Genomic DNA, 22,059 nt, shown 5'->3' on the forward strand with positions numbered 1-22,059 from the left:
AACCATATATGAAGAAAATATTTACAAGCATTACTTTCCTGTTTTTGATAAGTGGATTTGCGAAGGCCCAATCCGACTATCAGCCTTATAATTACCAGTTTTACCAAAAGCTTAATGAAGATGTTTATTCGACCAAAACACGTGTGCATAGCTCATTGAAGCCATTTATGGTTGATGATTCGCTTTTGAAAACTCATTACGATTCGTTAATGAACCTTAACGGACTTAAAGGGCGTTTTTTTAACGAGCATCAAATTGATGTTAAAAGCAATAATTCCACTTTTTATGCCGATCTGTTGCCCGACTTTAATTTGAGCCGCGATTTCTCGGGGAAAAAGAATACCAATTTTGGTACGCTGGGTATTCAGTTTGGCGGAACCGTTGGTAAAAACTTTTCATATAATGTGGCCGGTTATGAAAACCGCGCGGTATTGCCCAATTACCTGCAAACTTATGTTAACCAGGTTGGGATAGCTCCCGGGCAGGCATTCGCGGGTATTTATGGTAACGAATACCGCTGGTCATACATTACGGCTAATGTATCCTACACCCCGATAAAGTTTTTGAACATCAGCGCCGGCCGCGATAAAACTTTTGTTGGCGACGGCTATCGTTCATTGTTATTATCTGATTATGCATCGCCATATCCATTTTTTAAGTTAACAGCTACGCTGGGCAATGTACGTTATATGGCTATGTGGGCTTATTTCAATGATCCGCTATCGGTAAAAGTGGATAATGGAGATAGAAAAAAATTTGGTGTATTTCATTATTTAGACTGGAATGTATCTGACAGGTTATCATTCGGTTTCTTTGACGCAGTAATATGGGCGGCCAAAGATGATCAGGGCCATAAACGCGGATTTGACTTTACTTACATAAACCCTGTAATATTTTTAAGGCCTGTTGAGGCCTCAAATGGCTCACCTGATAACGCTTTGATTGGCTTTACAGGAAAGTATAAGCTAACAGATGGTATTACGGCTTATGGTCAGTTTGCACTTGATGAATTTGAATCATCAAGCTTTTTTTCAAGTAAGGGCAGCTCACGCAATAAATACGGTTTTCAGTTGGGCATAAGAGGAGCAAACCTGTTTAATGTTAAAGGCTTAAACTATTTGCTCGAAACTAATAATGTAAAGCCATATACCTACTCAGAACGTGCATCCGTACTTAATTATGCCGAAAATGGTGAGCCGCTTGGGCATCCCTGGGGGGCCAATTTCCGCGAAGCGGTTGCTTTGCTGAACTACTCATATAAACGGTTCGATTTTACCGGCGAGGTTGACTACGGCCATTATGGTTTAAATATCAATGGCCTTAACTATGGCAAAGACCTTTACCTTGCATATCAGGACCCGGCGCGACAGAATGGTAACTATACAGGACAGGGCTTAACCACCAATATGGTTTACCTGGAAGGAAAAGTAGCTTATTTAATTAATCCAAAGTATAATTTAAGGTTTGAGCTTGGAGGCTTGGTGCGCCGGGATAAGAACAACCAGTTTAATGATAAAACATCGATGCTGACATTTGGTATCCGCAGTTCATTCCGGGCTGTATATAATGATCTGGTGAGCTATAAGGTTCATTGATGATATTCCCGATATTAGGAATTATTTAATTTGAGAAATTAATGAACATAAAAAAAGCGACTGTCAGTCGCTTTTTTTATGTTATAATGTCATCATATTTTATTATGACGCTATATTATTCACATTCCGCTTTTCGGCCATATTCCTCACTTGCCGGGCTATGCCGTTGGCATCAAAGCCGCAGTCGGCCCAAAGTTCGGGTTGGTCGCCGTGTTCAATGAACTTATCAGGGATCCCCAGGCGTTTAACCTGGATATTGGTGTAGCCATTATCAGCCATAAATTCAAGCACTGCGCTGCCTGCACCGCCTTCAATGCAACCATCCTCAACGGTAATTACTTTACTAAAGTTTTTGAACACGTCATGCAATAAAGCTTCATCAAGCGGTTTTACAAAACGTAAATCGTAATGAGCCGGGTTATAACCTTCGGCATTAAGTTCGGCGATGGCTTTAACAACTTCGTTACCGATGGCACCTATAGATAGGATCGCCACATCATCGCCATCACAAACCTTACGGCCTTTGCCTACAGGGATAACCTTGAACGGACGTTGCCAGTCAACCATAACGCCATTACCACGTGGGTACCTGATCACGAATGGCCCCATGTTTTCCTGCTGGGCAGTAAACATCAGGTTTCGCAGCTCTTCCTCGTTCATGGGCGCTGATACCACCATATTAGGGATGCAGCGCATATAGGCCATGTCATAAGCACCATGGTGGGTAGCACCGTCAGCTCCGGCAAATCCGGCACGGTCAAGACAAAATACAACATTGAGCTTTTGTATGGCCACGTCATGGATCACCTGGTCATAAGCCCGTTGCATAAAGCTGGAATATATATTACAAAACGGAACAAGCCCTTGTGTCGCTAAACCGGCAGAGAAAGTCACCGCATGCTGCTCGGCAATGCCTACGTCAAAAGCACGGTTTGGCATGGCTTTCATCATAAGATTTAATGAACAACCTGATGGCATAGCCGGGGTAATGCCCATGATCTTAGGGTTCTGCTCGGCCAGTTCAATGATGCTGTGCCCAAACACATCCTGGTACTTAGGAGGCTGTGGCTTATCGTATTTAGCTTTTTTGATCTCACCGGTGATCTTGTCAAACAAGCCGGGGGCATGCCACTTGGTCTGGTCTTTTTCGGCAAGGGCATAGCCTTTGCCTTTTACCGTAATGCAATGCAGTAATTTAGGGCCCGGGATATCACGCAGGTCTTTTAAAACTTTTACAAGGTGGTTTACATCATGGCCGTCAATGGGGCCAAAATAACGGAACTTAAGCGCCTCAAAAAAGTTGCTGCGTTTAAGCAGGGTTCCTTTAATGCTCTTTTCAAGCTTTTGGGCTATCTTAAAGGCATCCGGGCCAATTGATGATAATTTGGCCAGTACATGGGCAATATCGTCTCTGAAGCGGTTATATGGCTTTGAGATGGTAATATCAGTCAGGTATTCTTTCAATGCACCAACGTTAGGGTCGATGGCCATATTATTATCATTCAGGATCACCAGCAGGTTGGAGTTTTCAATACCTGCATGGTTAAGCGCTTCAAAAGCCATACCCGCGGTCATCGCACCATCGCCAATCACGGCTACGTGCTGCCTGTCGGTTTCGCCTTTATAGTGCGAAGCAACAGCCATACCTAATGCTGCAGATATAGAAGTTGATGAATGGCCTACACCGAAAGTGTCATATTCACTTTCCGAACGTTTTGGAAAGCCGCTGATACCGCCGTGGATACGGTTGGTGTGAAACTCATCCCGGCGGCCGGTAAGTATTTTGTGGCCGTAAGCCTGGTGGCCAACGTCCCAAACTAACTGATCGTAAGGTGTATTGAGTATGTATTGTAAAGCTACCGTAAGTTCAACCACTCCCAGGCTGGCGGCAAAGTGCCCGCCATTAACAGATACTACGTCAATAATATACTGGCGTAGTTCCTTGCATACCTGTTCAAGCTCTGTTTCATTAAGTAGCTTTAAATCAGATGGATAATTTATTTTTTGTAATAAATTCCCGGCCGGTACCTGCATTGACATTCGTAAGGATATTTAACCTGCAAAATAAGGTAATTATTGTTAAAATAAGGACATATAAATGTATTAATTGTTTTGCAGGCCTGCCAGATACAGGATAAAGTGCAATTGTACCCGGTTAATTTAAAGTAGGTAAAATATTTATCTGCCTGGGTTAGCGTAATTTATTATATTTAGCCTTATCCAAACCGTCAACCTTGTTATCATATGACCGAGACTACCGTAGCCCCGCTTTATTGGTCGGCCCTGCAAAAAATAGCATTGAGATTTTTCCTCTTATTATTCATATTATACATCTTTTTTAATCCCAATGGAGTATTGCCTTACACCGATGTTATCGCCGAATATCTTATCCAGCCTTTCCACATCATTATTCCCTGGCTGTCTAAAAATTTATTGCACATGCCGCAACCCATTACCACTTTTACAAATGGCAGCGGCGATACTACGTATGATTATCTTGTTATTTTATTAATAGTAACTGTATCTGCAATAGTAACTGTTATTTGGTCGGTGCTTGACAGAAAAGCCCGCAACTACAATAAATTATTTTATTGGTTATGCGTGATTTTGCGGTACTATGTAGGTATAACCATGCTTAGCTATGGTTTTGTTAAGGTCATTAAACTGCAGTTTCCCTCACCTTCGCCGGGGCGATTGTTACAATCATTTGGTAATGCCTCGCCCATGGGTTTGGCCTGGACCTATATGGGCTACTCAACCGGCTTTAATTATTTTACCGGCATAGCGGAGGTTTCTTGTGGTTTGTTCTTGTTTTTTCGTAAAACCACAACGCTGGGCGCAGTGCTGGGCTTAGTAGTTGCGGGTAATATTATGGCTATAAATTATTGTTTTGATGTGCCGGTTAAGTTATTGTCGACCACACTGGTGCTTATGTCGCTGTTTTTGCTTGCAAAGGATGCCCACCGGCTTGTCAATTTCTTTTTCCTTAACAAAACTGCACATCCATCCGAAATTGAACCGCACAGGTTTAGGCGGAAATGGAAAAATATTACGCTTTCTGTTTTTAAATATGTTTTGCTTGTTTACCTGCTGATATCAAACATTGATGGCGATATAAAAGCCGCTGCCCAATACGGAGAGGCTGCTGTGAAGCCGCACTTTTACGGTATTTATGATATTCAAAGCTATGTTGTGAATAAAGACACCATTGCGCCGCTAACTACCAATGCAGAACGATGGCGTAAACTGATAGTAGGGAACTTCGGCCGCTCAACTGTTAAAAAAATGAACGACAGCACGCAGAATTATACTTTCAGAGAGGACATTAAGGCACATACCATAGTGATGTTTACTGATGCTGATACATCTGCCAAGTATCATTTTACTTATTTTGAACCTGCGAAAGACAGCCTGATACTGAAAGGAAAGCTTGGCCTGGATTCGATTAAGATCAGCATGAAGAAATTCGACATGAAAAATTTCAGGCTCATTAACCGCGGCTTTCATTGGGTAAATGAATATCCTTATAACAAGTAGCGTAAAGTTAATAGTACTAAGTCTTAAGTCAAAAGTTAAAATTGTTCTTTTTTGACTTAGAACTTAAGACTTTCGACTAACAACTTATTGGTAATCACTTGATGTTGTAAAATGCTTATTTTTGACCCTTTATGACCGAAGATAGTTTTGCCATTAGGTTACCCCAGTTTGAAGGCCCGTTTGATCTGCTGCTGTTTTTCATTGAACGCGATGAGCTGGATATCCACGATATCCCGATAGCCAAAATTGCCGATGATTTTCTGAACTACCTGCACCAGATGTCAAGCCTCAACATGGAAATTGCCAGCGAATTTATTTTCGTTGCGGCGACGCTTATGCGTATCAAGGCCAAAATGTTGCTGCCGCGCTACGGTACCGAAGAAGCGGCCGATGACCCGGACACCAAAGAAAACCTGATCAGGAAACTCATCGAATACAAAAAATTCAAGGAGGTGTGTGAAGAGATCAGGCCGATGGAGGACGAGCGCTTTAAGCAGGAAAAGCGGGGCAATATTATACATGACCTTGAGCTGGTTGAAAAAGTTGCCATTCCCGGCGAAGAACTTTCCGAGCTAACTCTTTACCGCCTCATGGTAGTTTATGAGCGAATGCTTCGCAATTTCACCCGGCGCAGCGAGGAAGTAAAGCATACAGTAGTACAATATCCTTACACCATCGAAAAGCAAAAAAAGGCGGTTGCCGATTTGCTCAAGATCAATAAAATGCTCGATTTTAAAGCCATCGCCAAAGAATCTGAGAATAAGGTGCATTTTGTGTACAATTTTTTAGCTGTGCTGGAAATGCTGCAACAGGATTTAATTGATATTCAGATAGGATTGGGATATAATAATTTTTGGATCTCGCCTAAAGAGATATGAGACATTAGATTTGAGACAAAAAAAGTCGGGTGTTTTACAAAAGCTAAAGCCACCGGTTAGTTTATCATAGGCTGATTTTTGGACTGATGTTCCCAAAGAAATCAAGCAGGCTATTCAAAAAGCTAAAGAACAACTTGATCGGGGGTGAAGGCATTGTTCATTATCAAGTGATGGAAAAAATAAAGTCAAGATTTCTCAATGGGTGAAGTTGTTTGCTATTCAATAGCATGATATCATAAAATTCTGGTAATTTATTCGCCGTAAATACCTGATTGGCAAATAATATTGCGTTTGCTTTTGATTAAGTAAAATCTAACATTGCCCTGTCTCAAATCTCACATCTCACATCTCAAATCTATATCAATTGCTTAACTTAGCGCCGTTAAAAACACACAATGAAAAGAGACAAACTGATATTTAAGCTATTGGATGAAGAGCAGCAACGCCAGGAAGAAGGCATTGAACTTATAGCATCTGAGAATTTTGTAAGCAGGCAGGTTATGGAAGCTGCAGGTTCTGTTGCAACCAACAAATATGCCGAAGGTTTACCGGGCAAGCGCTATTATGGCGGCTGCCAGGTGGTTGACGAAATTGAAACCATAGCTATCGAGCGCGCTAAGCAATTGTTTAATGCCGAGTGGGTTAACGTACAACCGCATTCAGGTGCACAGGCAAACGCGGCAGTTATGCTTGCTGTATTGCAGCCGGGCGATAAAATATTAGGTTTTGACCTTTCTCATGGTGGTCACTTAACACATGGTTCGCCTGTTAACTTTTCGGGTAAGTTGTATGAGCCCCATTTTTATGGTGTAAATAAAGAAACCGGTTTGGTTGACTATGATCAGTTAAAAGAAGTAGCCCTGCGCGAAAAACCAAAACTGATCATCGCAGGTGCTTCGGCATACTCGCGCGATTGGGATTATGAATTTATCCGTAAGGTAGCTGATGAAGTTGGTGCTTTGGTTCTGGCTGATATTTCACACCCTGCAGGTTTAATTGCCCGCGGTTTATTGACCGATCCGCTGCCGCATTGCCACATTGTTACTACCACTACCCACAAAACTTTACGTGGTCCGCGTGGTGGTTTAATTATGATGGGTAAGGATTTTGAAAACCCATTCGGTATCAAAACTCCAAAAGGCGAGATCAGGATGATGTCGTCATTGTTGGATATGGCTGTATTCCCAGGTACACAGGGTGGTCCGTTGGAGCATATCATTGCCGCTAAAGCTGTTGCTTTTGGCGAAGCTTTGAGCGAAAACTACATGAAATATATTGTACAGGTTAAAAAGAATGCCGACGCTATGGCCGAAGCATTTGTGAAACTGGGCTACCAGATCATATCTGGCGGTACCGATAACCACCTAATGCTAATCGATCTTCGTAACAAAAATATCACCGGTAAAGCTGCCGAAAACGCATTGGTAACTGCCGATATCACTGTGAACAAAAACATGGTGCCATATGATGATAAATCACCATTTGTAACTTCAGGTATCCGTGTGGGTACTGCGGCTATCACTACCCGCGGCATGAAGGAAAAACATATGGAACATATTGTTGAATTGATAGATGCTGTAATTACTGATCCTGAAAATGAACATTCTATCAAGAAAATCCGTAAAAGGGTTCACAAGTTAATGTACGACTTTCCGTTGTACAGAGATAAGGACACAGAGTAAAAAAATGACACCAAGGCAGGAAGATCCATCAAACATAGAAAATAAGCGTTTAGCCGCGCTTAAATCATATAATGTTTTGGATACCATGCCCGAAAAGGAGTACGATGCTATCACGCGTTTAGCTTCTTATATATGCCAGGTACCGGCAGCGCTGATATCGCTGCTTGATGCCGAAAGGCAATGGTTTAAATCAACATATGGCGTCGACGTGGGGGAAACACCCCGCGCCGACGCTTTTTGTAACCGCACTATCCAATCAGACACCATTCTTGAAATAACCGATTCCAAACAGGATGAGGAGTTTAAGGATAACCCCATAGCCAATGAAATGGGCGTTCGCTTTTATGCCGGCGCACCATTAATAGACCCGGATGGTCACAGGCTTGGCTCGTTATGTGTGATTGATACAAAACCCCGAAAACTCACTGCCGAACAACGTGATGCACTCCGCACATTAGCAGATGAAGTAATGTCGCACCTGCTGCTCCGTAAGCAAAAATTGGAGCTGGAGCAAACGCTCAAAAGCCACCAGGAATTTCACAATCTCTTTGATAGCTCTCCTGATGTTCATTGTATAATGGACAGGGATTTTAATATCGAGCAAATCAACCGTTCTGTCAAAAATGTTTTAGGTTATTCGCCTGTCGAGGTTATAGGTAAACCTATCTGGAGCTTTTTTCAGGAAGAAGAGCGGGCTAAATCATTGTCGATAATAAAAAATGGCTTAAGCAGGCAGCAGCGCTATTTTGAAATAGAAGCACATATTATAACGCCATCCGGCGATATCAAATGCATTAGTTGGACGGTAAGTTTTAAAAATGATAAATGGTTTGCCGGTGGGCGCGATATCAGCTATCAGAAGAAGGTGGCCGATGAACTGGCGTTATTATCGCTGGTAGCAAGTAAGGTTACCAGCGGCGTGGTGATCAGCAATGCGGCCGATGAAGTGATGTGGACCAATGAAGCTTTTGAGCAAATAACGGGCTATAATCAGGCCGATGTTGAAAACCGGCGCTTGCGCGATGTGCTTAAAGGCGTGCCGCTGGATGCCGAAGCAGTAAAACGGCTTGATGAAGCCATCCGTAAACAGGTATCTTATGAGGTTGACTTGTTGATAGATAAAAAAGATGGCGAACCTGTTTGGATCTCGGTATTTAATTCGGTGATCCGCGACGGTGCCGGGCAAACTGATAAATTTATCAGGGTTATCATTGATATAACCCAGCGAAAAAAAATTGAGCAAGACCTGGAGATCCTTTCGTTTGCTGCCCGCAAATCGCCAAGCGGTATCCTGATCCGCAGTAATACCGGCGAAGTGGTCTGGATGAACGAAGCCCTCGAGAACATAACCGGCTATACCTTTAATGAAATGCAGGGTAAAATGTTCGGTACCATGTTACTGGGCGAAGATACCGACCTTAATGTATTTAATGCGGCGGTAAAAGCTGTAGAGGAAAAACGGGGCTATGAGATTGAAATAAAAATATATAAAAAAGATAAGACACCAATCTGGGTGTTTTTGTCGAATAGTCCGCTGTTTAATGAAATAGGCAATGTTGAAAGGCAGATAGCTGTCATGGTTGATATTACAGAGCGCAAGAAAACCGAAGAGCAGGTAACCATGCTTTCGTTGGTGGCCAGCAGTACGGCCAGCGGTGTTGTAATTAACAATAGCGATGGCAAGGTTGAATGGGTGAATAAAGCCTTTGAACAGATTACAGGCTATACTTTGCTTGATGTAGAGAACAACCATCTTGGTGATGTGCTTAAAGGCGAGCTTACGGATGTATCCATTATTCAAAAGGCGCGCGAACTGTCCCGCAACAAACAATCATTTGAGGTGGATCTGTTGGTTTACCGAAAGGACAGGCAGCCTTTATGGATCTCTGTTATCAACTCGGTAATCATTAACAGCAAGGGCGAAGTTGATAAATATATAGAGGTTATCATCGACATAACTGCTAAAAAGAAGGCCGAAATTGAACTGATCACTGCCCGCGAAGAAGCCATACAGCTAAGTCGCGCCAAAGATATGTTCATATCGGTGATGAGCCACGAAATCCGTACGCCGCTGAATGCTGTAATTGGCATGTCGCATTTGTTGCTGGAGGATGATCCGCCTGAAGGGCAGAAGGAAAATTTGAATATCCTGAAGTTTTCGGCCGAAAACCTGATGACACTGATTAACGATGTGCTGGATTTTGCCAAGATCGAAACCGGAAATGTGGAGCTTGAAAAGGCGCGGGTTGATTTAACGGAGCTTGTTCAAAGCATAACAAGTTCGATGCAATATAAAGCCGGCGAAAAAAATATATATATTAGCAAAAGCATCGATGAGGCCATACCCAAAGTTGTTTTGGGCGACCGCACCCGGCTGATCCAGATATTATTAAACCTGGTTGGTAATGCTATTAAATTTACCAATAAAGGTGGTGTCACTATCGACCTGCGGGTGATACAAGAGACCGAACAGGATGTGCGTATACGGTTTGCTGTAATTGATACGGGCATAGGCATTGCGGCCAATAAACTGGGCACCATATTTGAGCAGTTTAAGCAGGCCGAAATGGATACCACGCGTAAATATGGAGGCACAGGCCTTGGCCTGGCTATCAGCAAGCGATTAATCGAGCTGCATGACTCGCGCATAAATGTTGACAGCGTGCCGGGACAAGGTTCAACCTTTTGGTTTACCATAGGTTTTAAAAAGGGTGATTACCAGTTAAACAGAAATAGCAATAACGTGGAAGAAGGACTTAAAATAAATGTTTTGGTAGTGGATGACAACCAGATAAACCGCCTGCTCATTAATAAAATATTGAAGAAGTGGGGTGCCAATGCTGATTTTGCCGAAAACGGCATTGAGGCTATTGAAAAGGTTGAAGTAAACCGCAACTATAACGTGGTACTGATGGATATCCATATGCCAGAAATGGGCGGTTTGGAAGCTGCCGGTATCATTCGTTCTAAAACAGATACTTATTTCCAGCAATTGCCAATTATTGCTCTTACGGCTTCTATGCTCAGTAATCAAATGGGTGAGATCAACGACGCCGGCATGAATGATTACATCCTTAAGCCTTTCGATCCAAGGGTGCTTTACGATAAACTAAGCAGGTATCAGCAACAGTAGCCTCCCAACCCCCTGAAGGGGGAGTTTTGATTTGCGTTTTCTTGTTCTTCTAATGGCGCATGGGGCAGCGTTAGGGATGGGAGCGGATACCGGCCTGTGGCTAATGCCTTGTGCAGTATGAGCGTACAGCCCGGGCCGCAGGCAACGCCCATATTATAAAATCAATCGAAATATTCCTTATAATCAATAGTTCACGATCGTGTCATTATAGATAATAGCGCGACAATCGCACGGAAGCATGATCTTCTGTATAGCATGCGATTTGGCTCGTTACCCTCAAATTTATTCCTGTTTCGCTCCTTACAACAATGACATAGGTTAAAATATTAACGGGTTTACACCGCGTAAGCTATTGCCGCAATACTCAACTTCAATCCCGGTACTTTCAGTAATTCCGCACCGCAGGCTTCGAGGGTTGAGCCGGTGGTTACTATATCATCAACAAGCAAAATATGTTTACCTGCAAGTACCGCCGGATCTTTAACCATGAAAACATTCTGCATATTCTCAAAACGGGCAAAGCGCGATCGTTGAGTTTGCGTTTTCGTAGCCACCGTGCGTACAAGGCTATGCTCATCAACAACAGCATTTAGCTTTTCGGCAAGTCCATAGGCAAAGCAGGCGCTCTGGTTGTAACCGCGTTCGCGCAGGCGGCGTTTATGCAGGGGGACAGGGATTATTACATCTGCAGTTTTAAAAATATCATTTGAAGCAAGCTGTGCACTGGCAATGCCACCAAGCAGGTTGCCTATCTGTTGCATGCCTTTGTATTTAAAGTGGTGCATCAGGTTCTGGATTTTGCCGCCTTTATGGAAATAGTAAAGTGCATAGGCCGCTTCGACATTGATTTTGCCCCAAAATTGCTGCGCTACAATATTTGCAGGCTGCAGGTGAAAGTTTGTAAAGGGCAAATTGAAGCGGCAATCGCTGCAAATGATGTGCTCGCCGGCTACTAAACTTGCCTGGCAGGCCGGGCAAAGTTCCGGGAACAGCAGGGCTACAAAATCGGCAAGGTAGGCACGCAGTATATTCATGCCCTCAATTTAATACGGATTTTTTAAACTTCGGCCAGTTTATCTTTTTCTTTGATAGCAAGCTGCCCGCAGGCTGCATCAATATCCTTACCACGGCTGCGGCGCAGATGGGTGTTGATACCCTGTTTGGTAAGGTAATCGGCAAAGGCCTCAACTTTATCCTCACCTGCGTTGATGTAGCTGGCAAAGGCAATGGGGTTATATTCAATGATATTTACCTTGCAGGGCAGGTGCTTGCAAAATTTAGCCAGTTCCATAGCGTCCTGGATGCCATCGTTTACACCATCAAAAATAATGTACTCGTAAGTTACCGGGTTTTTGGTTTTGGCATAGTAATATTTCAATGCTTCGGCCAATGCCTTTAACGAGTTTTGCTCGTTGATGGGCATAATGGTGTTACGCTTTTCATCGTTTGCCGCATGCAGGGAAAGGGCGAGGTTAAATTTCACCTGGTCATCGCCCAGTTTTTTGATCATTTTGGCAATGCCGGCAGTTGATACGGTGATGCGTTTGGCAGCCATATTGAGCCCATCTTCGGATGTAATGCGCTCAATTGATTTCATCATGTTGGCATAGTTAAGCAACGGCTCGCCCATACCCATGTAAACAATATTTGATAAAGGCTGATTGTAGTTTTCGCGGGCTTGCTGATCAATCAAAACCACCTGATCATAAATTTCATCGGGGTTGAGGTTCCTTTTGCGCTCCATATAACCGGTAGCGCAAAATTTACAGGTAAGGCTGCAACCCACCTGCGATGATACACAGGCTGTCATACGGCCGGGAGTAGGTATTAATACGCCCTCAATTAGATGGTTATCATGTAAAATAAAAGAATTTTTTATAGTTTTATCAGCACTAACCTGTGAAGAATTAATTTTTACGTTATTAATTACAAAATTTGCATCCAGTTTAGCACGGAGTTCTTTTGAAATATTGCTCATCTCGTTGAAAGAAAAGCAAGATTTTTTCCAAAGCCATTCATACACCTGTTTTGCCCTGAAGCCTTTTTCATCCATGCGGATAAAATGCTCCTGTAAAGCATTCAGGCTCAGGCTACGGATGTCAATTTTTTGTTTTGTATTGTTCACAATGCAAAAGTACTTAAATTTAAAAAAATCTATCTTTTTTTAAAGTCATTCTTTTTGGCTCAATAAAAAACAATAACTAAAAGTTAATTGTCTTATTTTGCAGGATAGTTTGTTTTGAAAAACGTTATGTGTTACGATACTAAGTTTAAATTTTAATGAAAAGTTTTAGAGCCGATTACGTTTTTCCTGTTTATGCCGATCCGATTAAAAATGGTATAGTTACTGTTGATGATCAGGGTAAGATCATCGCCGTTACCGATAGCAATAAGCCTCCGAGCGGGCAAGTGCAGCAGGTAAGCGGTATTATTTGCCCCGGGTTTATTAATACGCACTGCCACACCGAACTTTCACATTTAAAAGATAAAGTAAAGCCAAAAGGTGGCCTGGTAAATTTTATAAAAGACGTTCAATCCTTACGTAATACCGATCAGCAGGAAGTTCTTGATGCCATTGCTAAGGCCGATCAGGAAATGTACGATAATGGCATTGTAGCCGTCGGCGATATCTCCAACACTAAAAACAGTGTTGAGATGAAAAAACAAAGCAAACTGTACTACCACACATTTGTTGAAACTTTTGGCTTTTTGCCTGAAAAGGCAACCGAAGTTTTTGAAAAAGCGCTTGCCCTGCTCAATGAATTTAAGCCCGGCTCCTGTTCTGTAACCCCGCATGCTCCGTATTCGGTATCAAAAGAGCTGTTTAAACTCATCAAAAAACATAGTGATACCAACGACGAAAATCTCATCAGCATCCATAACCAGGAGTGTGAAGATGAGAATAAATTTTACCGCTATAAGCTTGGTGCCTTTTTAGAGTTATATGAGCATTTTGGCATGGATATATCCTACTTTAAGCCACAGGCCCGTAACTCGGTACAATCTATTATTCCGCTGCTTACCAATAAGCAGAAAGTTTTGCTGGTGCATAATACCTGTACCAACCTGAAAGACATTTATTTTATTAAGCGGTTCGATAGGTTGATAAACTGGTGCTTTTGCCCCAATGCTAACCTTTATATTGAGGGACGCTTGCCCAAGATCGATCTTTTTATTGATCAAGGCTTCAATATTACATTGGGCACCGATAGTCTCGCATCTAACAGCAAATTATGTATCCTGAGCGAGATGCGTGCCATTCAGCAAAAATTTCCGTCCATAAATTTGCCCCGCCTTGTTGAATGGGGTACCCGCAATGGCGCCGAATACCTGGGTATAAGCGATGAAAAAGGTACACTTGAGACAGGCAAGACACCCGGCCTGAACCTGATTAGCGGGCTTGATGGTTTTAAGATCACTCCCGAAACTAAAGTGAAGAAACTAATATAATTGACACTAATTCTCACGAATTAGATCGAATTACACGAATATCCGGAGGAGGAATTCGTGTAATTCGACTAAATTGTAGTCAGGCTTACAAGTATTTGTCTAAATATTAAGCTTTACTAACCGGCACAATTAAATGAATAGTAACCTCGGGTGGTGTCCCGCTCCGGTCGATGCCGTATTTAGGAGGCAGCACTTTAAAGTCACCTTTAAAAACACCTTCGCTGCCTTTGTCATCAAACGTAAAATGGATCGATTCGGGATTGGTTTTGCCTTTCATGGTTAGCTTGCCGTTGGCAACATAACCACTGCCGCTTTTTGACACCGAGGTTGATTCAAATTTAATGGTAGGGTAATCTTCAGCACCCAAGGCTGATTTTACGTGACTGGTTTTAATAAAAAAACCGGTAGCCGCGGTTGTAACATCAATAGTTGCTGAAATTTTGGCTTGCTCCGGATGGTCTTTATCAAATGTTATCTCGGCCTTTAAGCCGCTGAATGAACCACTCACCCTATGCCCCTCAAAGGTTACCTGGGCTTCATCTCCTTTAACTCTCCAGTTGCCCAAAATTGCGAATGCCGAGAAGGCTGTGAAAGCAAGTATGAGTGCAGAAAAAATAATTTTTTTCATAGAACAGATTTTTAGTGTTACGTCAATCAAATTAAACTACTATACGTTTTATAGTAGTTACGCTTGTGAAGTAAAGCAGGTTGCTTAGCCGGAAAAAAGTTAACTTTGTACCATGAGGACTGTTAGCTTTAGGCTTTGGGCGTTCCGCTTTCAACTCTTATTTAATACCTGTAAATCTAATGATCAAACATCTCAATATTACAGTTAAAGGTAAAGTGCAGGGCGTTTTTTACCGTAAATCAACCAAAGCAGTTGCCGATCAGCTTGGCGTACGCGGTTTTGTATTGAATGAGCCTAACGGCGATGTATACATGGAAGCCGAAGCTGATAATGCCACACTCGATATGTTTTTGGACTGGTGTAAGGAAGGCCCCGAAGATGCCGAAGTAAATGCTGTTGAATGCCATGAAGGCGAATTGAAAAACTATCGTAATTTTGAGGTTGTTAAAAGACGCTCATAAATAAACAGCACCATTGTCTACCGCTAAAAAATTTGCAGGCCAGACTGCCGTTTATGGTTTAAGTACCATTGCCGGCAGGGTACTAAGTTTCTTCTTAACCCCGGTTTATACAAGGGCTTATTCGGTTAAAGTATACGGTATTTTCGGTAACTTATATAGTTATGCTTCCATGCTTAACGCTTTGCTTGCGTTTGGTATGGAAACTACATTTTTCAGATACCTGAATAAAAGGCCAAACGATAAGCAATTAGTTTATAACAATACTTTTGGTGCAATACTTACAATAGCTGTATTGTTTTTGTTGCTCACGTTTCCGTTTGCAAATTTTATTACCGGTTGGATCCGCATTGATCCGGATACGCCTTTTGCCGATTACGTTTTATATATCAAATACTTTATCGGGATACTTATAGTGGATGCGCTTTGCGTTATCCCGTTTGCAAAGATACGTGCCGATGGACGTCCCGGTAGATACGGGCTTATCAAGTTTTTGAATATCCTGATATTTGTTGGGCTTAACCTCATTTTTATATTTGGTTTGCCTTTTTTTGTAAAGCACAATCTGCCGGGCACGGTTTGGATAAATTCATGGTACACCAAAGGATGGCTGGGATACGTTTTCATGTCAAACCTGTTGGCAAGCTTAGCCACAATGCTTATGCTGCTGCCCGAGTTTCTGAAACTCCGGCCTCGGTTTGATAAGCATTTATTTAAAGAAATGCTGGTTTATAGCTGGCCTGTTCTGGTAGCTAATTTCTCATACCTGATTAACGAAAATTTAGATAAGATTTTATTGGGCAAGTTGCTGCCCCCCGGTATTAGCGCCACGAAGGTAGGTATTTATACAGCCTGTGCTAAAATCTCTATTTTCCTGAGCATCTTTGTTAACGCGTTCAGACTTGGCGCCGAGCCGTTTTTCTTTAGCCACGCTAAAAACAAAAACGCAACGCAAACTTACGCCACTATTATGAATTATTTTGTGATAGCGGTGTGCGCCATATTTGTTGCATTGGTAGCTAATATCGAGATCCTTAAGTATTTTATTAAGGGCAAAAACCCGGCGCAGGCCGCAGAATTCTGGTCGGGAATTGGTGTTGTACCAGTGCTTTTGTTTGGCTATGTAAGTTTGGGTATTTACATGAATTTATCGGTTTGGTATAAGCTTACTGATCAAACCAAATATGGTTTATATATTTCGGGTATAGGTGCCATCGTCACCATTGTGCTTAACTTAATATTTATACCTTATTACGGTTACATCGCATCGGCCTGGATTTCGCTTGCGGCTTATGCTACTATGATGGTGCTCTCATACCTTTGGGGACAAAAAAATTATCCTATCCCTTACAACTTAAAGAAGAACCTTGCGTATATAATTGTCTCGATAGTGTTTGTTTTTGTGTCGTTTACGGTATTTAAACGTAATATTTTTGTTGGTAACGGACTTTTACTGTTATTTGCGGCGGGCGCGTTTTATTTTGAGCGCAATAATTTAAAAGCTATATTAAATAGGAAATGATCATCAGGGTAATCAACAAGTCGAAAAATAGTTTACCGGCCTATGAAACGGCCCACGCAGCAGGTATGGATTTGCGTGCCGACGTAGAAACTACTGTGGTGCTTAAACCAATGGAGCGTAAACTTATTCCAACTGGTTTATACATCGAACTACCTGAGGGTTTCGAAGCGCAGATCCGCCCGCGAAGCGGCCTGGCCTTTAAGCATGGTATCGGCATTGTTAATTCGCCGGGTACCATTGATGCCGATTATCGCGGCGAGATCAAAGTGTTGCTCATTAATTTTTCGACAGAGGATTTTGAGATCAACACGGGCGACAGGATAGCCCAGATGGTGGTTGCCAAGCACGAACGTGTTAATTGGGAACAGGTAGAGGTGCTGAATGAAACTCAAAGGGGAGAAGGCGGCTACGGGCACACAGGGAAGGTTTAGAATCAAGACTGTAAGAGTCAGGAAGCAAGAAAGCAAAAGAAGTAAGACTACAAGAGTCAAGAGACAAGACGAATGAAGATTGAAAAAAGCAATATTGAATTAGACAGTACACTGAAAATCCATCTGTTTTCAGCGGCTTTTCTTGCGTCTTTATTCTTGCTTCTTGAAATCTTGCCTCTAAGCTCTCAGGCTCAGCATAAAAAGAATAGCGATAATAAAACTGTTTCATCGGCAGGTAAAGTGATGTCCTACCAGGACAGTGCCTTAGTGAAACAGCTTTTCTTTTCGGCCCTGCGCGAAAAAACGATTGAAAACTACAAGCTTGCTACCGAAATGTTTGAGCGCATTTTACAGGCCGACCCTGCAAATGACGCTTCAATGTACGAACTGGCGAACCTTAAACGTCAACAAAATGACTTTGCAGGTTCCGAGCCCCTTTTGGAGCAGGCTGTAGCTATAAATAAAGATAATGAATGGTATTGGGGCGCGTTGGCCGATAGCTACGAAAAAACAAATACCATTGATAAGCTTGAGAATGTTTTTAACCAGTTGATCAGGCTTAACCCCGATAAGTCGGAATATTACTTTGATAAAGCCAATGCTTTCACCATCTTAAAAAAATATGATGATGCGCTAAAAGTATATGATGAGCTTGAAAAGGTTAACGGCCCAAGCGATGATCTTTTAGCCAACCGTCAAAAGATCTATCTAAAGCAGGGCAAAATTGATCAGGCTGCGTCCGAACTGGAAAAGCAGATAGCTGCTAATCCGGGCGAAATTCGTTATTACCTTGCCCTTGGCGAAATATACAACTCAAACGGATTTGCAGATAAGGCCCTTAAAACTTTGCAACAGGCTGAAAAGCTTGATCCGCGTAATGGCATGGTGCATTTTGCACTGGCCGATATCTATCGCGATAAAAAAAATAACGAAGCCAGCTTCAATGAACTTACCCAGGGATTTGCCATTCCTGATATCGGCGTCGATCAAAAAATCAATATTATATCGGGTTACTTTCCAAAGTTCCCGGATGCCAACGCCAAAGCGAGTGCACTTGAGCTGAGCCGTATTTTAACTGTTGCCCATCCTAATGATGCCAGGGCTTATGCCATTTATGGCGATATGCTTATCCAGAATACCAAATACAAAGAGGCAAAGCCGGTGCTTAAAAAATCGGCCCAGCTTAATAACCAGGTATACAATGTTCAGGAACAACTCGTGCGGCTGGAATTAGGCGACAATGACCTTGATGCTGCTATTAAGGATGGCGAAAACGCATTGTCGTTATTCCCCAACCAGGCCTGGATGAATTACCTGGTGGGTGTTGCCTGGGCGCAAAAAAAAGATAATAACAAAGCGGTTGGCTATGTTAAAAATGCTACTTCATTAGAACTTCAGGATAAGGAGCTACTTTCGTTAAGTTTTTCATTATTGGGCGATTGCTATCATGAGCTGAAGAATATTAAAAGTTCTGATGAGAGCTATGAGAAGGCGCTGAGCTACAATCCGGATAATGCATTCACTTTAAACAATTATGCTTATTATTTATCGTTAAGGAATGAGCAATTGGAAAAGGCGGCAGCAATGTCGGCGCATTCCAACGAGTTGCAGCCTAATACAGCATCGTTTGAGGATACTTATGCCTGGATACTGTTTAAACAAAAAAAATATGCCCAGGCAAAGGAGTGGATGGAGAAAGCCCTGGCGCATGATAAAGATAATAGTGGCGTTAAGTACGAACATTATGGCGATATATTGTTCTTTATTGGGAACACCGACGCCGCTGTAACTAACTGGAAAAAAGCGAAAGGCTTTGGTGAACAATCACCGGTTTTAGATCGTAAGATAAATGAAAAAAAATATAGCGAATAGTTTACTTATAGCTTGCTGCCTGCTGGTAATGGTGAGCTGTAAGGCGCGTAAACAGGTTTTAGTTGCCCGTAAGGCCGATTCGACGGTAAAAACCAATGATGTCGTAAGTAAGCTGGCAGCCATACGGTCAAGCCAGGTAAACTTTACAACATTTGCAGGCAAGGCAAAAACCAAGCTTAGCATTAATAACAACAGTAATGATGTTACGCTCAATATCAGGATAGCTAAAGATAAGAGGATCTGGGTTTCAATCACCGCGGTATTAGGTATTGAAGCCGCGCGCGCAGTAATAACACCCGATAGCATCATGATCATCAATCGCCTGCAAAGTATTTATATTAAAAAGCCGTTCAGCTACATATATACTTATGCCAGCAAACAGGTTAATTATAAAACGCTCGAATCATTGCTGATTGGTAACGCGGTGCCCGAACTGGTTAATGAGCAGGCAACTATTGATCATGCCGATGGCAATACAACCCTTAGCGGGGTTCTGAATGATCTGGTTTACAAGCTGATACTTGGTCCGGATAATAAGGTTACACAAACTAATTTAGATAATCAAAGCCAGGCCCAATCGTTGCAGGTTACCAATAATACCTTTATCCAGGCAACAAACCGGGTACTGCCGTCACAAATAGATATAGCATCTGTAGTAAAAGATAAAAAAATACAAGTTAATTTGCATTATACTAAGGCCGATTTTGAAGTAGAGCAAAACTATCCGTTCAGCATTCCTGACGGGTACGAGCCTGGCAAATAATTAATATGTTTACTTGATGAAGTTTATAAAAGCAGTTTTCTTTTTACTATTGGTACTGGCAGCAGTTAATGTACACGCACAAAGCAGTGACGAACTGAAACGTCGTAAAGCTCAGCTAAACAAAGAGCTTGAACAGTTAAACCAGGATTACCAGGAAACTTTAAACAACAAGAAAGCTTCATTAAAACAATTAAGCATACTTAAGGCGCAGATAAACCTGAGGCAGGAAAAAATAGAAAACATCAATTCGGAAGTGAGGCTTTTGGATAACCAAATCTCGGAGAGCAATAATAACGTACGTAGTTTACAGTCACAGTTAGACCAGCTAAAAAAGGAATACGCGGCCATGATCCTGTTTGCATACCGCAACCAGAGTGCCTACAATAAAATGATGTTCCTTTTTGCATCAAAAGACTTTAACCAGGCCTACAAGCGTTTAAAATATTTACAACAGTTTGGCACCTACCGCGAGCGGCAGGCAAGCTATATTCAGGGCACGCAAAAAGAGCTGCATATTAAAATTAATGAGCTCGACCGGACAAAAGACGAAAAGAATGACCTTTTGAAGGATCAGCAAAAAGAAAAGGAAACACTGGGTAATGAGCGTAATAACCAGGTTAAAGTAGTAAGCGATCTGTCACAGCATGAGGGCATCCTGAAGAAACAGCAAAAAGACCTTCAGGCCAAGATTGTTAAAACCACCCGTGCCATTAACGAAGCTATCCGTAGGGAAATTGAGGAAGCCAGGCGAAGGGCGGAAGAAGAGGAACGACGAAGAGCTGAAGAAGCCGCAAGGCTGGCCGCTGCACGTGCAAAAGCCGAAAACAAACCGGCTCCTGCAGCACCTGCCCCCGCTAAACCGGTGGCAACGCGCAGTAATTCAAGTGTATTGAATGCTACACCTGAAGCTGCCAAGCTGTCGAACGACTTTTTGGGTAACCGTGGCGGTTTGCCATGGCCGGTATCTAACGGAATAATTACCCAGGGCTTTGGTACTTATACTACGCCTGAAGGCATAAGGAGCGAAAGCACCGGTGTGGATATCCGTACTAATCAGGGCAGCACTGTAAGGGCTGTATTTGATGGCACGGTTGTGAAGGTTGGAGATGTGAGCGGTACATACCTGGTAATTATATTGCATGGAGAGTACTTTACTGCATACAGTAATTTACGGTCGGTAACTGTTGCGCGTGGTCAAAAAGTAACTACCAAACAAGCCATCGGCACGGTAGCTACCGATCCGTCAACCGGTGAAACCGAGGCGCATTTTGAAATTTATAAGGGAACAACACCGGTTAACCCTAAGATATGGCTGGCGCCTAACTAATTAGTTATGAACTATAAGAAATTTTAATTGTATATATTTGTATCCTTAAACAGAATGCTATGTTAAGTTCAGTTTTGTTATTTTTAAATATTGGTACGGGCGAGATGGTACTGATACTTTTTGCAGCATTGATGCTATTTGGAGGCGAAAAGTTACCCGGACTTGCCAAAACCTTAGGTAAAGGCATCCGCGACTTTAAAGATGCCTCGGAAGACGTTAAACGTGAGATCAACAACCAGATCAATAATTACGATGATAGAAAACCGGAGCCTAAAAAGGAAGAAACCCCTCTTTTAGATGAAAAAGCCTCAGAAGCTCCTGAAGCAACAACGGAGCATGAAAAGCCGGTTGTTGAAAATACTGTTCCAAATACAATCGCTATTAGTGATTATCACGTAAATACACCAACAGAACCGGAACATCATAGCCATATTAATTTAGATAAAGGTACTACTGAAAATCATTCAGAAACCGAAAAGCACGAAGAATACAAATCTTAAATATAATTTAATCATACATAAAAACTTAAAATCATGGGTGGATTAGGCGCACCAGAAATTATTCTGATCATCATTGCGATACTTTTATTATTCGGCGGTAAAAAAATCCCTGAACTAATGAGAGGCTTAGGAAAAGGCGTTAAGGAATTTAAAGACGCACAAAACGGCGAAGGCTCATCTTCATCATCATCTGAAGAGAAAAAAGCTTAATACCCTAACAGGGATTAGGTTTTATTGCCGTTTTTATTTAGTATATGAACTTATCTGTTGATTTATTTCTTAT

The 22,059-nt window shown here is 42.2% G+C and carries 18 protein-coding genes; 14 read left to right on the plus strand and 4 right to left on the minus strand.

The genetic code is table 11. From position 1 onward, the window contains the following. The first annotated feature begins 8 nt into the window (after positions 1–8). Positions 9–1,595, plus strand: a complete 1,587-nt coding sequence (locus ACEN9X_RS15250) for a gliding motility protein RemB (RefSeq protein ID WP_413665958.1) — start codon at positions 9–11, stop codon at positions 1,593–1,595. 102 nt (positions 1,596–1,697) lie between these two features. Here the strand turns inward: ACEN9X_RS15250 and dxs are convergent, their stop codons facing one another. Next, on the minus strand, positions 1,698–3,629 hold the full coding sequence (gene dxs, locus ACEN9X_RS15255; protein WP_413671141.1) for a 1-deoxy-D-xylulose-5-phosphate synthase: 1,932 nt from the start codon (positions 3,627–3,629) through the stop codon (positions 1,698–1,700). A 210-nt stretch (positions 3,630–3,839) separates the two neighbouring features. Between dxs and ACEN9X_RS15260 the strand changes: the two genes are divergently transcribed. The 4 genes from ACEN9X_RS15260 (at position 3,840) to ACEN9X_RS15275 (ending at position 10,825) form a co-directional block, all read left to right on the plus strand. Beyond that, positions 3,840–5,132 (plus strand): hypothetical protein, encoded by a 1,293-nt coding sequence (locus tag ACEN9X_RS15260; RefSeq protein WP_413665959.1) that lies wholly within the window; start codon positions 3,840–3,842, stop codon positions 5,130–5,132. Between the two features lie 131 nt (positions 5,133–5,263). Then, a complete protein-coding gene (locus ACEN9X_RS15265) occupies positions 5,264–6,010 on the plus strand; it encodes a segregation and condensation protein A (RefSeq protein WP_413665960.1) in 747 nt (248 codons plus the stop codon). Between the two features lie 395 nt (positions 6,011–6,405). After that, positions 6,406–7,692, plus strand: coding sequence for a serine hydroxymethyltransferase (glyA, locus tag ACEN9X_RS15270; protein ID WP_413665961.1), 1,287 nt, complete (start codon positions 6,406–6,408; stop codon positions 7,690–7,692). 4 nt (positions 7,693–7,696) lie between these two features. Beyond that, positions 7,697–10,825 carry a PAS domain S-box protein gene (locus ACEN9X_RS15275; protein ID WP_413665962.1) on the plus strand — a complete coding sequence of 1,043 codons (3,129 nt, stop codon included), beginning with the start codon at positions 7,697–7,699 and terminating at the stop codon, positions 10,823–10,825. A 335-nt stretch (positions 10,826–11,160) separates the two neighbouring features. Here ACEN9X_RS15275 and ACEN9X_RS15280 read toward each other — a convergent pair whose 3' ends face one another. Together ACEN9X_RS15280 and rlmN are read right to left on the minus strand one after the other, a co-directional pair. Further along, positions 11,161–11,859, minus strand: coding sequence for a ComF family protein (locus tag ACEN9X_RS15280; RefSeq protein ID WP_413665963.1), 699 nt, complete (start codon positions 11,857–11,859; stop codon positions 11,161–11,163). Between the two features lie 23 nt (positions 11,860–11,882). Next, entirely contained in the window at positions 11,883–12,950 is a 1,068-nt protein-coding gene (gene rlmN, locus ACEN9X_RS15285; RefSeq protein ID WP_413665964.1) for a 23S rRNA (adenine(2503)-C(2))-methyltransferase RlmN, read from the minus strand. A gap of 155 nt (positions 12,951–13,105) precedes the next feature. Between rlmN and ACEN9X_RS15290 the strand changes: the two genes are divergently transcribed. Beyond that, the gene (locus tag ACEN9X_RS15290; RefSeq protein WP_413665965.1) at positions 13,106–14,275 is read left to right on the plus strand and encodes an amidohydrolase family protein; all 1,170 of its coding nucleotides are present in this window, start codon (positions 13,106–13,108) and stop codon (positions 14,273–14,275) included. A gap of 106 nt (positions 14,276–14,381) precedes the next feature. On the opposite strand, the gene ACEN9X_RS15295 is transcribed toward ACEN9X_RS15290, so the two are convergent. Then, the gene (locus ACEN9X_RS15295) at positions 14,382–14,903 is read right to left on the minus strand and encodes a YceI family protein (protein ID WP_413665966.1); all 522 of its coding nucleotides are present in this window, start codon (positions 14,901–14,903) and stop codon (positions 14,382–14,384) included. A 179-nt stretch (positions 14,904–15,082) separates the two neighbouring features. Here ACEN9X_RS15295 and ACEN9X_RS15300 point away from each other — a divergent pair, with 179 nt between their 5' ends. The 8 genes from ACEN9X_RS15300 (at position 15,083) to ACEN9X_RS15335 (ending at position 21,986) form a co-directional block, all read left to right on the plus strand. Next, complete coding sequence (locus tag ACEN9X_RS15300; protein ID WP_413665967.1) at positions 15,083–15,364, plus strand: acylphosphatase; 282 nt, start codon at positions 15,083–15,085, stop codon at positions 15,362–15,364. A 13-nt stretch (positions 15,365–15,377) separates the two neighbouring features. After that, positions 15,378–16,883, plus strand: coding sequence for a polysaccharide biosynthesis C-terminal domain-containing protein (locus ACEN9X_RS15305; protein WP_413665968.1), 1,506 nt, complete (start codon positions 15,378–15,380; stop codon positions 16,881–16,883). Continuing rightward, positions 16,880–17,314, plus strand: a complete 435-nt coding sequence (gene dut, locus ACEN9X_RS15310) for a dUTP diphosphatase (RefSeq protein WP_413665969.1) — start codon at positions 16,880–16,882, stop codon at positions 17,312–17,314. The genes ACEN9X_RS15305 and dut overlap by 4 nt, the downstream gene beginning before the upstream one ends. A gap of 171 nt (positions 17,315–17,485) precedes the next feature. Then, on the plus strand, positions 17,486–19,186 hold the full coding sequence (locus ACEN9X_RS15315; protein WP_413665970.1) for a tetratricopeptide repeat protein: 1,701 nt from the start codon (positions 17,486–17,488) through the stop codon (positions 19,184–19,186). Further along, positions 19,164–19,949: a DUF4292 domain-containing protein gene (locus tag ACEN9X_RS15320; protein ID WP_413665971.1), complete on the plus strand. Its 786-nt coding sequence runs from the start codon at positions 19,164–19,166 to the stop codon at positions 19,947–19,949. Before ACEN9X_RS15315 ends, ACEN9X_RS15320 begins: the two co-directional genes overlap by 23 nt. Before the next feature lie 16 nt (positions 19,950–19,965). Continuing rightward, positions 19,966–21,276, plus strand: a complete 1,311-nt coding sequence (locus tag ACEN9X_RS15325) for a murein hydrolase activator EnvC family protein (RefSeq protein WP_413665972.1) — start codon at positions 19,966–19,968, stop codon at positions 21,274–21,276. Between the two features lie 59 nt (positions 21,277–21,335). Beyond that, positions 21,336–21,776: a twin-arginine translocase TatA/TatE family subunit gene (locus ACEN9X_RS15330; RefSeq protein ID WP_413665973.1), complete on the plus strand. Its 441-nt coding sequence runs from the start codon at positions 21,336–21,338 to the stop codon at positions 21,774–21,776. Positions 21,777–21,809: 33 nt separating this feature from the next. Then, the gene (locus ACEN9X_RS15335) at positions 21,810–21,986 is read left to right on the plus strand and encodes a twin-arginine translocase TatA/TatE family subunit (protein ID WP_091219083.1); all 177 of its coding nucleotides are present in this window, start codon (positions 21,810–21,812) and stop codon (positions 21,984–21,986) included. The last annotated feature ends 73 nt before the right edge of the window (positions 21,987–22,059 follow it).

The organism is Mucilaginibacter sp. Mucisp86, assembly GCF_047324315.1.
Classification (GTDB): Bacteria; Bacteroidota; Bacteroidia; order Sphingobacteriales; family Sphingobacteriaceae; genus Mucilaginibacter.

Coding starts and splice junctions, on each gene's coding strand:
- ACEN9X_RS15295 (WP_413665966.1), bottom strand. CDS start 14,903: ATGAAAAAAATTATTTTTTCTGCACTCATACTTGCTTTCACAGCCTTC.
- dxs (WP_413671141.1), bottom strand. CDS start 3,629: ATGCAGGTACCGGCCGGGAATTTATTACAAAAAATAAATTATCCATCT.
- glyA (WP_413665961.1), top strand. CDS start 6,406: ATGAAAAGAGACAAACTGATATTTAAGCTATTGGATGAAGAGCAGCAA.
- dut (WP_413665969.1), top strand. CDS start 16,880: ATGATCATCAGGGTAATCAACAAGTCGAAAAATAGTTTACCGGCCTAT.
- ACEN9X_RS15325 (WP_413665972.1), top strand. CDS start 19,966: ATGAAGTTTATAAAAGCAGTTTTCTTTTTACTATTGGTACTGGCAGCA.
- ACEN9X_RS15280 (WP_413665963.1), bottom strand. CDS start 11,859: ATGAATATACTGCGTGCCTACCTTGCCGATTTTGTAGCCCTGCTGTTC.
- ACEN9X_RS15320 (WP_413665971.1), top strand. CDS start 19,164: ATGAAAAAAAATATAGCGAATAGTTTACTTATAGCTTGCTGCCTGCTG.
- ACEN9X_RS15330 (WP_413665973.1), top strand. CDS start 21,336: ATGTTAAGTTCAGTTTTGTTATTTTTAAATATTGGTACGGGCGAGATG.
- ACEN9X_RS15275 (WP_413665962.1), top strand. CDS start 7,697: ATGACACCAAGGCAGGAAGATCCATCAAACATAGAAAATAAGCGTTTA.
- ACEN9X_RS15250 (WP_413665958.1), top strand. CDS start 9: ATGAAGAAAATATTTACAAGCATTACTTTCCTGTTTTTGATAAGTGGA.
- ACEN9X_RS15335 (WP_091219083.1), top strand. CDS start 21,810: ATGGGTGGATTAGGCGCACCAGAAATTATTCTGATCATCATTGCGATA.
- ACEN9X_RS15300 (WP_413665967.1), top strand. CDS start 15,083: ATGATCAAACATCTCAATATTACAGTTAAAGGTAAAGTGCAGGGCGTT.
- ACEN9X_RS15290 (WP_413665965.1), top strand. CDS start 13,106: ATGAAAAGTTTTAGAGCCGATTACGTTTTTCCTGTTTATGCCGATCCG.
- ACEN9X_RS15260 (WP_413665959.1), top strand. CDS start 3,840: ATGACCGAGACTACCGTAGCCCCGCTTTATTGGTCGGCCCTGCAAAAA.
- ACEN9X_RS15265 (WP_413665960.1), top strand. CDS start 5,264: ATGACCGAAGATAGTTTTGCCATTAGGTTACCCCAGTTTGAAGGCCCG.